The organism is Novosphingobium sp. 9U, assembly GCF_902506425.1.
In the GTDB taxonomy this organism is placed as follows: Bacteria; Pseudomonadota; Alphaproteobacteria; order Sphingomonadales; family Sphingomonadaceae; genus Novosphingobium.
The window spans coordinates 313,390-325,445 of record NZ_LR732504.1 but is presented as its reverse complement, the minus strand read 5'-3'; the positions used below and the strand labels follow the sequence as shown (position 1 = coordinate 325,445).

The 12,056-nt window shown below is 66.4% G+C and carries 16 protein-coding genes; 5 read left to right on the top strand and 11 right to left on the bottom strand.

All coding sequences use genetic code 11. The features are described from left to right. Window positions 1-91: 91 nt before the first annotated feature. The 5 genes from GV044_RS18295 to GV044_RS18275 are packed head-to-tail and all read right to left on the bottom strand — an operon-like array spanning window position 92 to window position 3,452. Window positions 92-1,231 carry a GNAT family N-acetyltransferase gene (locus tag GV044_RS18295; RefSeq protein WP_159873516.1) on the bottom strand — a complete coding sequence of 380 codons (1,140 nt, stop codon included), beginning with the start codon at window positions 1,229-1,231 and terminating at the stop codon, window positions 92-94. Next, the gene (locus tag GV044_RS18290) at window positions 1,228-2,016 is read right to left on the bottom strand and encodes a glycerophosphodiester phosphodiesterase family protein (protein ID WP_236555084.1); all 789 of its coding nucleotides are present in this window, start codon (window positions 2,014-2,016) and stop codon (window positions 1,228-1,230) included. The genes GV044_RS18295 and GV044_RS18290 overlap by 4 nt, the downstream gene beginning before the upstream one ends. Beyond that, window positions 1,994-2,458 (bottom strand): RidA family protein, encoded by a 465-nt coding sequence (locus tag GV044_RS18285; RefSeq protein ID WP_159873512.1) that lies wholly within the window; start codon window positions 2,456-2,458, stop codon window positions 1,994-1,996. The genes GV044_RS18290 and GV044_RS18285 overlap by 23 nt, the downstream gene beginning before the upstream one ends. Beyond that, window positions 2,455-3,108: an HAD family hydrolase gene (locus tag GV044_RS18280; RefSeq protein ID WP_159873510.1), complete on the bottom strand. Its 654-nt coding sequence runs from the start codon at window positions 3,106-3,108 to the stop codon at window positions 2,455-2,457. Before GV044_RS18280 ends, GV044_RS18285 begins: the two co-directional genes overlap by 4 nt. Next, the gene (locus GV044_RS18275; RefSeq protein WP_159873508.1) at window positions 3,105-3,452 is read right to left on the bottom strand and encodes a DUF3572 domain-containing protein; all 348 of its coding nucleotides are present in this window, start codon (window positions 3,450-3,452) and stop codon (window positions 3,105-3,107) included. The genes GV044_RS18280 and GV044_RS18275 overlap by 4 nt, the downstream gene beginning before the upstream one ends. On the opposite strand from GV044_RS18275, the gene GV044_RS18270 reads away from it, so the two are divergent. The 3 genes from GV044_RS18270 to GV044_RS18260 all read left to right on the top strand — a co-directional run bounded on the left by GV044_RS18270 (window position 3,439) and on the right by GV044_RS18260 (window position 5,396). After that, the gene (locus tag GV044_RS18270) at window positions 3,439-3,801 is read left to right on the top strand and encodes a response regulator (RefSeq protein ID WP_159873506.1); all 363 of its coding nucleotides are present in this window, start codon (window positions 3,439-3,441) and stop codon (window positions 3,799-3,801) included. The genes GV044_RS18275 and GV044_RS18270 overlap by 14 nt on opposite strands. Before the next feature lie 98 nt (window positions 3,802-3,899). Then, on the top strand, window positions 3,900-4,139 hold the full coding sequence (locus tag GV044_RS18265) for an acyl carrier protein (RefSeq protein ID WP_159873504.1): 240 nt from the start codon (window positions 3,900-3,902) through the stop codon (window positions 4,137-4,139). Between the two features lie 6 nt (window positions 4,140-4,145). Beyond that, complete coding sequence (locus tag GV044_RS18260) at window positions 4,146-5,396, top strand: aminotransferase class I/II-fold pyridoxal phosphate-dependent enzyme (RefSeq protein WP_159873502.1); 1,251 nt, start codon at window positions 4,146-4,148, stop codon at window positions 5,394-5,396. A 47-nt stretch (window positions 5,397-5,443) separates the two neighbouring features. On the opposite strand, the gene GV044_RS18255 is transcribed toward GV044_RS18260, so the two are convergent. From GV044_RS18255 to GV044_RS18240, 4 genes are all read right to left on the bottom strand, one after another. After that, a complete protein-coding gene (locus GV044_RS18255; protein WP_159873500.1) occupies window positions 5,444-5,878 on the bottom strand; it encodes an MAPEG family protein in 435 nt (144 codons plus the stop codon). An 80-nt stretch (window positions 5,879-5,958) separates the two neighbouring features. Further along, window positions 5,959-6,177, bottom strand: a complete 219-nt coding sequence (locus GV044_RS18250) for a KTSC domain-containing protein (RefSeq protein ID WP_236555083.1) — start codon at window positions 6,175-6,177, stop codon at window positions 5,959-5,961. Between the two features lie 12 nt (window positions 6,178-6,189). Continuing rightward, on the bottom strand, window positions 6,190-6,564 hold the full coding sequence (locus tag GV044_RS18245; RefSeq protein ID WP_159873498.1) for a hypothetical protein: 375 nt from the start codon (window positions 6,562-6,564) through the stop codon (window positions 6,190-6,192). Window positions 6,565-6,788: 224 nt separating this feature from the next. Next, complete coding sequence (locus GV044_RS18240; protein WP_159873496.1) at window positions 6,789-7,304, bottom strand: hypothetical protein; 516 nt, start codon at window positions 7,302-7,304, stop codon at window positions 6,789-6,791. A gap of 32 nt (window positions 7,305-7,336) precedes the next feature. Between GV044_RS18240 and GV044_RS18235 the strand changes: the two genes are divergently transcribed. Next, window positions 7,337-8,023 (top strand): glycosyltransferase, encoded by a 687-nt coding sequence (locus tag GV044_RS18235; protein ID WP_159873494.1) that lies wholly within the window; start codon window positions 7,337-7,339, stop codon window positions 8,021-8,023. A gap of 2 nt (window positions 8,024-8,025) precedes the next feature. Here the strand turns inward: GV044_RS18235 and GV044_RS18230 are convergent, their stop codons facing one another. Then, window positions 8,026-9,372 (bottom strand): oligosaccharide flippase family protein, encoded by a 1,347-nt coding sequence (locus tag GV044_RS18230; RefSeq protein WP_159873492.1) that lies wholly within the window; start codon window positions 9,370-9,372, stop codon window positions 8,026-8,028. Here GV044_RS18230 and GV044_RS18225 point away from each other — a divergent pair. Then, entirely contained in the window at window positions 9,365-10,651 is a 1,287-nt protein-coding gene (locus GV044_RS18225; RefSeq protein ID WP_159873490.1) for an HNH endonuclease, read from the top strand. The genes GV044_RS18230 and GV044_RS18225 overlap by 8 nt on opposite strands. An 11-nt stretch (window positions 10,652-10,662) precedes the next feature. Here GV044_RS18225 and GV044_RS18220 read toward each other — a convergent pair whose 3' ends face one another. Continuing rightward, on the bottom strand, window positions 10,663-12,009 hold the full coding sequence (locus tag GV044_RS18220; protein WP_159873488.1) for a TldD/PmbA family protein: 1,347 nt from the start codon (window positions 12,007-12,009) through the stop codon (window positions 10,663-10,665). Window positions 12,010-12,056 lie beyond the last annotated feature (47 nt).

The window sequence follows — 12,056 nt, the reverse complement described above, 5'->3', positions numbered from 1 at the left end:
AGGGGTGACACCCTCTCGATAGCGGGACACCCCTCCGTCATCCGCTAACGCGGATGCCACCTCCCCTTGCAGGGGAGGATTGAGGCGGCGTTCAGCCTTCCCGCTTGAACGGCGTACGTTCGCCCAGCCACATCCGCTCCTGCGCCGCGCCTTCGCGCTCGCGCTGAAGGAAGTCGCTCACCGCTTCTCGGAAGCCCTCGTGCACGATGTAGTGCGCGGACACCGTCGCCACCGGTTCGTAGCCGCGCGCCAGCTTGTGCCCGCCCTGCGCGCCCGCCTCGACGCGTGACAGCCCGAGCGCGATGGCAGCGTCGATCGCTTGGTAGTAGCACAACTCGAAGTGCAGGAACGGCTTGTCGACCAGCGCGCCCCAGTACCGCCCATAGAGCGCGTCCCCACCGATGAAGTTCAGCGCGCCGGCGATCGGCTGGTCCTCGTCGTAGGCGAGCACCAGCAGGATCTGGTCCGCCATCCGCTCGCCCAGCAGCGAGAACGCCTTGCGCGTCAGGTAGGGGCTGCCCCACTTGCGCTGCCCCGTGTCCTGATAGAACTGCCAGAACGCGTCCCAGTGTTCCTCCTTGAGGTCAACGCCGGTCAGCGCCCGGATCGTCACGCCTTCCTGCGCTTTGGCCCGCTCCTTGCGCAAATCCTTGCGCTTGCGCGAGGACAGCGCCTCCAGGAAGTCGTCGAAGGTGCTGTAGCCGCGGTTTTCCCAATGGAACTGGGTGTCCTCGCGCAGGAGCCAGCCAGCTTGCTCGAACAGGGACACCTGATCGGGGGTAATGAAGGTGGCGTGGGCCGAGGATAGGCCGCTCTGCACGCACAGCGCCTCGGCCGCGCGCACCAGCGGCAGCGACAGCTGGGGGTCCCGCGTCAAGATGCGCGGGCCGGTCGCGGGCGTGAACGGTGCGGCGATCTGCAGCTTGGGGTAGTAGTGGCCGCCGGCGCGATGCCAGGCATCGGCCCAGGCGTGGTCGAAGACGTATTCGCCCTGGCTGTGATCTTTCAAGTACGCGGGCAGGGCGCCGGCGATCCGGCCCTGCGCATCCTCGATCACGATCGGCGAGGCCGACCAGCCGCTGCGCCCGCCAACACTGCGCGAATCTTCGAGTGCCGACAGGAACGCGTGGCTGACGAAAGGATTGGTGCCGTCGGTCAGCGCATCCCATTCGTCGGCAGGCAGCGCCGAGACGCCCGACGCGACCTTGGCAATGAGTTCGCCGCCGCTCACGCGCCGGTTTCCTCAGAGGGTGCTATGCCTTCGCCTTCGATGATGTCCGCGTCGGCGTAGTGTGTCGCACGCTCCCGATGGGCCGCAGTGGCGATGGTCCAGGCGACGATCGGCAAGCCCCGGGCACGCTGACGCGCGGCGAATCGGCTGGGCAAGTCGCGGATATCGTACGTCAGGAAGTCGGGCCGCGCATGCCACAGCGCTAGGCGGCGCCGGATCATGCCGGCGAGCGCGCGGTCCTCGCCCTCGCTGATGGTCAGCGCGCGGACAGTGTGGCGCGAGTGGCGGAAGTACCAGCGTGACACGCGCGGGTCGAAGCTGATGACCGCATGCTGGCCGGTATAGCCCTCCAGCACTCGACGCACGGCGAGGCACAAGGCGGCGACACGATCGCCACGGCGCGTCTTGATTTCGATCAGCACGGGGACACGGCCGCCGATCCGCGAGAGCACCTGTCGCAAGGTGGGAATGGTCTGGTCGGTGCCGGCCAACGCGATGCGGCCGAGCTGGTCTGCACTGAACCGCGCAAGTTCTCCGGTCTCGCCGGTGAGCCGCGCAAGCTCGGCATCATGGAACACCACGGCTTGCCCGTCGCTCGACCGTTGCACGTCCAGCTCGATGCCGAGTCTGGCCTCGACCGCTGCTTGGAATGCGGCAAGCGAGTTCTCGGGTACGCCGGCTCCATGCAGCCCGCGGTGCGCATAGTCCTGCGCGCCGACCCACTCGACCTTGCGCGGATCAGGCGGCGGCGCGCGCCAGCGGTCAAGCAGGCTTAACGGAAACAATCGCGTCGACTTCCACGGCTGCGCCCAACGGTAGCGAGGGCACGCTGACGGCGCTGCGCGCATGCTGGCCGGCATCGCCGAACACTGCCGCCATCAGCTCGGATGCGCCGTTGATCACCTTGGGCTGATCGGTGAAGCTGCCGGTCGAGTTCACGAAGCCGCCCAGCTTGACGACCTGATCCACTCGGTCGAGCGAACCCAGCGCCTTCTTGAGCTGCGCCAGGATCATCACGCCGCACGCCTGCGCGGCCAGCACGCCTTGCTCCAGGCTGACGTCCTCGCCCAGGCGGCCGGTCACCAGCTTGCCTTCGACGAACGGCAGTTGGCCGGAGACATGGGCGAGGCCCCCCGCGATCACCACCGGCACGTAGGCGGCGACGGGCGCGGCAGGCTCGGGCAAAGTCAGGCCGAGCGCTTCAAGCCGGGCTTCGATCTCGCTCATGCAGGTTCCTTCTGTTCGTCATGGAGCTGGGCGCGGATCCAGGGGAGAGCCTTCTCCCAGGAATCGATCCGCGCGTGGGCATGCCCGGCCTCGAAGGCGCAGGTGATGTTGGGGGCGATCAGCGGCTCTGCGCACAAGTGCAAGCGCGCGACCTGCGGCGCGATTTCGGCGACGGAGTCGTGGTGCTGCGGCAAGTCGTCGATGAACACCGCGCGGCTGGGGCGGTACTCGTCGAGGATCTTTTGCAGGGCGGGGCCTTTCGGCCCCTGGTTGGTGTAGACCTTGAGGTCCAGGCCATGCTCCAGCAGCTGCCGGGTGCGCGCTTCCTGGCGGAAGTCCATGAGGTTGGTCAGCACCACCACGTCCGCTTCCTCGTGCAGCGCCTTGATCGCTTCGATCGCGCCGGTGACGGGTGTCTGACGGTGCATCTGATCGTCGAAGAAGCGGTTGAGCAGCGCCCAGATCTGGTCTTGCGGCACTAGCTCGCCCGAATCAGTGTGGCGCATGGCGGAGACGAAATCGTGCCGCGCCATGTCGAAGGTGATGCCCTCCTCCTCGGCCAGCCAGTCGCGAAAGTGCGAGATCATATAAAGCAGCACTTCGTCGCAGTCGGTGATCACCAGCGGGCGGCCCTGTGTCACGTCAGTCATGCGGCAAGCCTTTCACGCGCGGCGACCAGGTCTTGCGGGCGGCAGCCGATCGCGTCGGCGGCGGCGACGAGATCGGGCTCGTGGCTGCACAGGAAGTCCAGCACGGCAGCCAGGGTCGAAGGGTAACCGATCGAAGCGCGCAGCTCGTCGGGGGTGAGGCCGGTCAGCGACAGGAAGCGCTCGGCACGCTCTTCGTCGACGATAATCCATCCCAGCGCATTGAGCGCCAGGGTCTGCGGGTCGGATTGCGGTGCAGGTTGCTTGAGAATTGTCAGCCTCGCTTGGGTGCCATAGAGGGCAGCAACAACTAGATGGTGGTCGCAAGAGCGAATGGCAAAGCGCATTCTCGTTGTCGAGGACAACGACCTCAACCGGAGGCTGTTCTGCGACGTGCTCAAGAGCCAGGGCTTCGCGGTGGAGCCGATCGCCGACGGGCGCGATGCGCTGGAGCGGGCGCGGCAGTTCGTGCCCAACCTGATCATCATGGACATCCAGCTCCCAAATGTCTCGGGGCTGGACCTGATCGAGGCGGCCAAGAAGGACGCCACCTTGCGCGCGATTCCCGTGCTGGCGGTGACCGCCTACGCCGGCAAGGGCGACGAGGAACGCATTCGCGATGCGGGTGCGGAGGGTTACCTGGCCAAGCCGGTCTCGATCGGGCCGTTCATGCAGGCGGTGCGGGCGTTGGTTTGAGCACTTGTCGCGCTGGCGAACTTGACTTCACGGCATCTCCGCCGCTTTTGCGCCCCATTCCGCGGCCACACCGCCGCCCAGACATTTGGAGTTAAACCATGGACCGCGACGCCACCAAGGCCCGCATCGACGCCCTGATCGAGCCCTTCAACAAGAAGGGCGTCGCCATCACCCACGCCACCCGCTTCACCGACGACCTGGAGTTCGACAGCCTGACCGTGATGGACTTCGTCGCCGCGATCGAGGACGAGTTCGACATCATCATCTCGATGAACGCGCAGGCCGAGATCGAGACCTACGGCCAGTTGGTCGACGCCGTGGTGAAGCTGAAGGGGTGATCTGACATGACCGATGCCGTGAGCCAACCCGATCAGCCGCAGACCCTGGAAGGCGGCCAGAGCGACCTGTTCAGCAAGTTCGACCCGCTGATCCAGATGCGCGAGAACCTGCTGGCCTCGGGCGTGGAGGATCCGTTCGGACTGGTGATGGAGCGCGTGCTCTCTCCCACCACGGCGATCTGCAACGGGCGCGAGACAATCCTGCTCGGCACCTACAACTACATGGGCATGACCTTCGACCCCGACGTGATCGAAGCGGGCAAGCAGGCGCTGATCGACTACGGCTCGGGCACCACCGGCAGCCGCGTGCTCAACGGCACCTACGCCGGACACAAGGCGGTCGAGCAGGCGCTCTGCGAGTTCTACGCCATGGACCACGCCATGGTGTTCTCCACGGGCTATCAGGCGAACTTGGGCATCATCTCCACGATCGCGGGCAAGGGCGACTACATCGTCCTCGACATCGACAGCCACGCCTCCATCTGGGACGGCTGCAAGATGGGCGACGCCGAAGTGGTGCCGTTCAAGCACAACGACATCGACGCGATGGAAAAGCGCCTGCGCCGCATTCCCGAGGGCGCCGGCAAGCTGGTGATCCTGGAAGGCGTCTACTCGATGATGGGCGACATCGCCCCGCTTAAGGAGATGATTGCCGTCGCCAAGAAGTACGGCGCCATGGTCCTGGTCGACGAGGCGCACTCGATGGGCTTCATCGGTCCCAACGGCCGCGGCGTGGCCGAGGATCAGGGCTGCCTGGACGACGTCGACTTCGTGATCGGCACCTTCTCCAAGTCGGTCGGTACTGTGGGCGGCTTCTGTGTCTCGAACCACCCCAAGTTCGAGATCATGCGCCTGGTCTGCCGGCCGTATGTGTTCACCGCCAGCCTGCCGCCCAGCGTTGTCGCCACCGCCTGCGCCTCGATCCGCAAGCTGATGGGTGCGGCCGACAAGCGTGCGCACTTGTGGGAGAACTCGCGCGTGCTGCACGGCGGGCTGAAGGACGCCGGGTTCCAGCTCGGCACCGAGACTCCGCAGAGCGCGATCATCTCGGTGATCATGCCCGACCTGGAGCGGGGCGCTGCGATGTGGGAAGCGCTGCTGCATGAAGGGCTCTACGTGAACCTCGCGCGCCCACCGGCAACGCCTGCCAACATGACGCTGCTGCGCTGCTCGCTCTGTGCCGAGCACTCGGCCGAGCAGGTGCAGCAGATCATCGGCATGTTCCAGCGGGCCGGCGCGAAAGCGGGGATTCTCTAAGGCCTTTTCTCCTCTCCCTGGCGGAGAGAGGAGTAGCCGACCCCGGCTCAAAGCCCCGCGAACACCTTCAGCGCGATGTTGATCCACAGCGCGAAGACGAACAGCACGCCCAGCACGAAGGCGAGGCCGCGCTGGCCGGGGTTGTTGTAGGTGATGTGCACCAGGCTCTGCACAACGCGCGCAACGGCAAACCCCCAGGCGAAGGCCAGGGCCCAGCCGGTCACGCCGCCCAGTACGAATGCCGCGAGGCAACCTGCGTAGAAGAGCGTGGGCACTTCGAACAGGTTGTCCCAGTGGCGAACGCCAGCCGCGGCATGTTCGGGTTCGGGCGTGCCGATGTGGGCGCGGTAGAAAGCAGGATCGTGCCCGGCCTTGACCGCGGCCGCGCGGCCCGTCGCCATTCGCACGAAGCCCACCAGCGTGAGCGCCACGACGACAAGCACCGGTAGGAAGATCAGCGTCTGATTGGTGGCGTAAGGCATCCTGTGTTCCCCCTGATTATCTCAGCGGAGGATGCATGGCCACGGCGGCCGGAGCAAGCGCCCCAGTAACATGGGCAGAGTTATGGGCGGCCGCGGGTGAGTTCCTTGAACGCGAAAACGTCGCGTATCCGCGCGTTGAAGAAGCCGCCTTTCGACTCGGCAATCTCGAAGGCCGCAGCGACATCCGCCGGCACTGCGATGTAGCGGTACCGGCGCTCGCTCACGAATGTCACGTCGAGTGTGCGGCTTCGCGCATCGTAGCGAAAGTCGCGGATGGCGGTGGACGGCAACGCTTCCACCACCCTCAATCCCTATCGCAACGCCAGCGGCTTGGTGCCCGAGGTGGAGGACTGCGCTTCCAGCACGGCCTTGGGCGTGCGCGTCGCAAAGTAATCCTTGCCGTGCTGGTTGTAGGCAAAGAAGTCGGTGATCGGCACGGTGATCTCGCGCGTGCCGCTGGTGACGATCACGTCGTTGCCCGACATCCGCTCTACCGTTCCGACCGGCTTGCCGCCTGCATCGAAGATCTGGAGCCCGTGCGCCATTTCGGTGCGGGTGACGTTGCGCACGGTCATCACGTTCGGGTTGTTGAAGGCGGCGTCATCGGCGGCGTCGTCCCCCGTGCTCTGCGCCAGAGTGGGGGTGGCGAGGGCAAGTGCGGCGCCTAAAGCCAGGATCCTGATCATTCGGGTTCTTCCTTATGGCGTGTCGTCCGGTGAATGCCGCGCGCGGCTTGCCGGTTGCAGGTTGGCGGCAAGTCCCCGGAGGGACTCGACGAGCCGACGCGTCAGGACGACGAATGTATCACGTGGTGCTCGATCCTAGCAGCACAACCTGAACGCCAGCCGAGCGGAGGAACGGGCACGCCGATTCGCACTGGCGTACCAGGAGCGAAGCTGCGACACGCGCCTCAGGGTGTTTGCGGGGGTGAGATCGCGTGCAGGAACAGGCATCGCTGCTGCTCGTCACCCACGTCCATGTGCGGCAGGGCGCAAACGGCCTGCAGATCGACGACCAGACCGCCGCCGGGATCGAGCAGTGGTGCCGCCACTTCGACATGGTCACCTTCTACGGCATCCTCACCGAAGGGGCGAGTTCCTCCGCCTGGGTCGACACAAACACCGGTCTCATGGGCGAGCGCGCGACCATCCGCGCCTTGCCGAACGGCTACGGTGCTGCCGCCATGGCGCGCGCCTGGCGCGGGGTACGCCGCGAACTGCGCCAGGCGATCGCCGCACACCGCCACTTGTGCTTCACGCTGGGCATGGTGATCGGTGACTGGCCGTTCGTGGCGGCGCTCGAAGCGATCCGGCAGAAGCGGCGCTATTCCGCCTGGATTGACCGGGTCGAGGCGCCGATCCTGCGCCAGCTTGCACAAGGATGGCGCCGGCGCGCCATGGTGGAGGCGATCGTGCCCGTTGGTCACTGGGGTATCCGGCACGCGCTGCAACACAGCACGTGGCGCTGCTGCAGGGCGGCGACACGTTCGAAGCTTACGCCCGTTTCGCCCCCGATCCGCACTGCACGTACGACATCCACACAAGTGCCGACGAGCAGATCGCCCCCACCATGGTCGAGGCGAAGCAGGCGCGGGCGCGCAACGGAGCGCCCCTCGACATCGTCTATCTTGGCCGCGCCACGGCCATGAAAGGTCCGTTCGACTGGATCGAGACGCTGCAGCGGCTGCATCAGGATGGCGTGCCCTTCCGCGCGACCTGGATCGGCGATGGGCCTGACCTGCCCGCCATCCGCGAGCGGGTCGCCGCGCTGGGTCTCGGCGCGAGCGTAGAGCTGCCCGGGTTCGAGGATCGCCGCGAGCTGCTGCTCGCGCGGCTGAAGCAGAGCGATCTCCTGCTGTTCTGTCACAAAACGCCCGAATCGGCGCGCTGCCTGATCGAGGCGCTGGTCTGCGGCTGTCCCATCGTAGGCTACGACAGCGCCTACCCTCGCGACCTCGTCGCGCGGCAGGGCGGCGGAGTGTTCGCACCGCAGAACGACGTGGCCGCTCTAGCGGCGCAGGTCGTCCGCTTGCATCGGGACCGCGCCACGCTGGCCGAACTCATCGGCCAGGCGGCCGCCAGCGGCACGCTCTACAACGAGGACACGGTCTATGCGCACCGAGCCGAACTGATGAAGCGCGCCTGAGCTCAGCTCATCAGCTGCCAGGGTTCGCCGAGGCCCATCGCCAGGCGTAGCAGGACCCAGGCTCCGAACACGCCGAGCAAGGTGAGACTGAACGCCACGTCCTGCGCGACGAACGTGGTGCGTAGCCTGCGCTGCGCCTTGAGCAGGATGAAGTAGCGCATCAGCTCGCTTGCCGGCAGCGCCAGCAGTGCGCCGGGCAGGCCGGCCGTGTGAAAGCCGATCGGCAGCACCGCCGCCATCGTTCCGAAGCGCAGCAGGTTTGCGAACCCGACGTTGCGCGGCGCTCCTCGCCCGAACACCGTCGCTTCGTTGAGCGAGCACAGCACCGAGATCCAGCCGCCCACCAGCAGCAAGCTCACCATCCATCCCGCTTCGATGTAGCGATGGCCATAGACCAACCGCACTGCCCAGTCGGACCAGGCCATGACCGTGGCGATGCCGGCGAGCACCAGCAGCAGGAACAGCCCCCGCATCCGCCCCAGCTCCTTGCGGGCCGGCGTGGCAGTGCCGAACGCATCGCCGTGCTGCGCGACGAAGGGGAAGACGATCTGGAACGCCAGGCGCCCCGCCACCGTCGCGGGGAGTTCCGAGACCGATCTCGCGAGCCCGTAGACGCCGAGCGTCGCCAGCGAGACCACGCGGCCAAGGTAGAGCCGATCGGCAAAGATCGCGGCATAGAACGACACCGACGACAGCATGATCCACTTGCTGAACCCCAGGATCTGCGCAGCATGCGCGCGATCGATGAGGAAGCGATGGCGCGGATGGGGCAGCCAGTACGTCAGCGCCGAACGCGCCGCGATCGACAGGACGATCCCCAGGATCGGCGCCCAGACGGAACGCAGGCTGAGGGCTAGCCCCAGGTTGATCGCCAGGCCGACGACCTCTGCCACCAGCTCGAGCATGTTGCGCGCCTTCACGTCCATGCGCTTGGCGGCGCTGAAGATCGAGGTCGACATGAACGAGTTCAGCAGCGGCGCGGCACTGACCACCATCAGCACGCCGACATCGATCCGATAGAAGTGCGCCAGCACCGGCGAGAGCGCCAGGCACGCCAGCGACACCAGCAACCCGCGCAGCACCTGCAGCGTCCACACGGTGTTGAGGAACCGCTCGTCCTCGCCATGCGGGCTGTGGACCACGTTCTGCTCAGGGCCTAGATCGGTCAGCAGGTCGCAACCGGTACGCACCGCCTGCGCGATCACCACCACTCCCAGGATCTCAGGCCCCAGCAGCCGCGATAGCACGACATTGCTGCCGAACCGGATACCCGCCGAGCCGACGTAAGTGCCGATCGTCCACAACGACTTGGCGGCGATGGAGCCATTCGCAGGAGCAGGTGTGGTCATCGACGGATCGGATCTCGCAAGTAGGGTGCCGCGATGGCCTGCGCAAAAGCCCTTACATCGAGAAAGGCCCAGTCACCGATGCTTGTGCTGCATACGCACTTACACGTATACGCTTTGGCGTATGGCTGCGCGGCGTACCTGGTCACAAGCGGTCGAAGACGCTGTTCGCAGGTATGTCAGGCGCACCGGAAGTGCCGTGTTCACCCGGCAGGCTCTGGCGGATAACCAGCTGAACATCATCCTTGCTCAGACCCGCTCGCGCAGCCTTGCGGCGCGACGGCGCCTGGCGCTGGAACTCAAGCGCTTGCATGACGTGGGAATGCTCGAGCGTCTCGATCGTGGCTCGTTCCGGCTGCGCGACATGGATTGGGCGAACGGTGCCGGTGTCAGTCGTAAGGGCGTGCTGCTGGTGGACCCACAAGCCGTGGCGCAGGACAACCTCAAGCAATGGTACCGCTTCGACGCACTCTGGTTGGACCAGATGGGCGAATTGGTCGGTAACTGGATCATCTTCCAGCACTGCGACAGGAAGCAACCCGGCGCTTACTTCGCAACGGCCAAGGTGCTGAAGATCGTACCGGAAAGCATAGTCGGCGATGTGCACATGGCGCTTCTGGAGAGCGGCAGTTTTCGCACTTTCTTGGCCGTAGTCCCATATCGCCGCGATCAACGACCCGTCGAGCGAGGGCTCGACTATGGTTCGGGGCGGCTCAACACCGCACGCGCGTTGGAGCCGGTCAGGCCGATCAGCGAGGATGACTACCGCCGGATCGACAGCCTTGGCCAGGCGCAGGGCGATCTGACCTTTGTGCAACCCAGGTCTGCACCCGATTACCGGATGCGTGGTGATCGTGAAGACTGGGACGGCCGGGTCGAACGCGCAGCCGAGATCGTAAGCCGGCCGCGCCGGGATGGAAGGTTGAGGCAGGTCATGTTGCATGCCTATAATCGCACATGCGCCTTCACCGGCTTGCGCTGGGGTGTCGCCGGCGGCGCAGCGGAAGTGCAGGTTGCTCACGTTCGGAGCGTCGAAGCTAACGGCCCCAACGAAATTTGGAACGTTCTCGGGCTCTCATCCTCGATGCATTGGCTTTTCGACACGGGCTTGTTGTCGATGAGCGATACCGGAAGGATCCTCTTCTCCGACCACCTAGAGGACAGGGCGCGCCTCGCAGCGTTGATCTTTCCGGATCGCCAAGCGAGACTTCCGGTCAATCCGGAATGGCGGCCCGATCCTCGTTGCCTCGCCTGGCATCGCGAGCACGTGTTCCGAGGATGAAAGGACCGCCGCTAGTCTCCCGCTACCGTCATGCCGTCGATGCGCAAGGTCGGTACGTTGATCGGGCGGTGCCATTCCAGATCGTTGGCAGGCTTCATCTGCGCGAACATGGCGAGGAGGTTGCCGGCGACGGTGAATTCGGCGACGGGGCCGGCGATCTGGCCGTTCACGATACGCAGTCCGTTCGCGCCGCGACTGTAGTCGCCGGTGACGCCGTTGACGCCCTGGCCGATCAGTTCGGTCACGAGCACGCCTTCCGTGATGTCGGCGATCAGTTCCTCCACCGACAGCTCGCCCGGTTCGAGATGGACGTTGCCAACCGTCACGCCCGGAGCACCGCCGCCGCCGCGCGCGGCGTGGCCGGTCGGGCTCTCGCCCAGTTGGCGGGCCGACGCGCTGTCCATCAGCCAGCCGGTGATGCGCCCATCCTCGACGAGGTTGCGCGGCGTGGTCGGCAAGCCCTCGCCGTCGAAGGGGCGCGAGCGGGTGCCGCGCGGGGTATGCGGGTTCTCCGCCAGGCGCAGCGACGGATCGAACAACTGTGCGTCGCGCTTGTCGAGCAGGAAGCTGCTGCGCCGCGCGATGGCGCTGCCCGACATGGCTGAGATCAGGTGGCCGATGATGCCGCTCGACACCCTCGGGTCGAACACGACGGGCATCGGGCCGCTGCGCAGCTTGCCCGGACGCAGCCGCTGCACCGCGCGGGTGCCGGCCAGCGCGCCGATCTCGGCGGGTGAAGGCAGGTCGCTGCGGTGACGGGTGTGGCGCCAGTTCGAGTCGCGCTGCTTGTCCGCACCGTCACCCGCGACCATGCTCGCGTTGACCGAATGGCTCGATCCGCGATAGCCGCCGGCAAAACCGTGGCTGGTGGCCAGCGCGAAGACGCTGAAGCCGGCGCTGGCGCTGGCACCGTCGGAGTTGGTGACGCCTTCGATCGCCCGGGCTGCATCCTCGGCTTCCTCGGCAGCGGCGCGCAAGGCCTCGGCGCCGGGGTCTGCGGGATCGTAGAGGTCGAAGTCGGCGAACGGCGCATGGGTCAGAATTTCGGCGGGGGCGAGGCCGGCGAAGCGATCCTCGGGCGCGGCGCGCGCCATCGCCACCGCACGCTCGGCCAGTTCGTCGAGTGCGGCGGGGCTGAGGTCGGACGAGCCGATGCTGGCCGAACGCTGGCCGATGAAGACGCGCAAGCCCATGTGCTCGCCCTCCGAGCGCTCGACGTCCTCGAGCTTGCCCAAGCGGACCTGGATGCCTTCGGACGCGTTGGCGGAGTAGACGGCATCGGCTGCGTCCGCGCCTGCTTGCCGGGCGCGTGCAATGAGATCGGCAGCGCGGTCGGTGGCTTCTTGCGGGCTCAGCATTGTCGACAGGTCTCCTGGGCGCAGGCGTTCGCCTGGCCTGGAGGCCG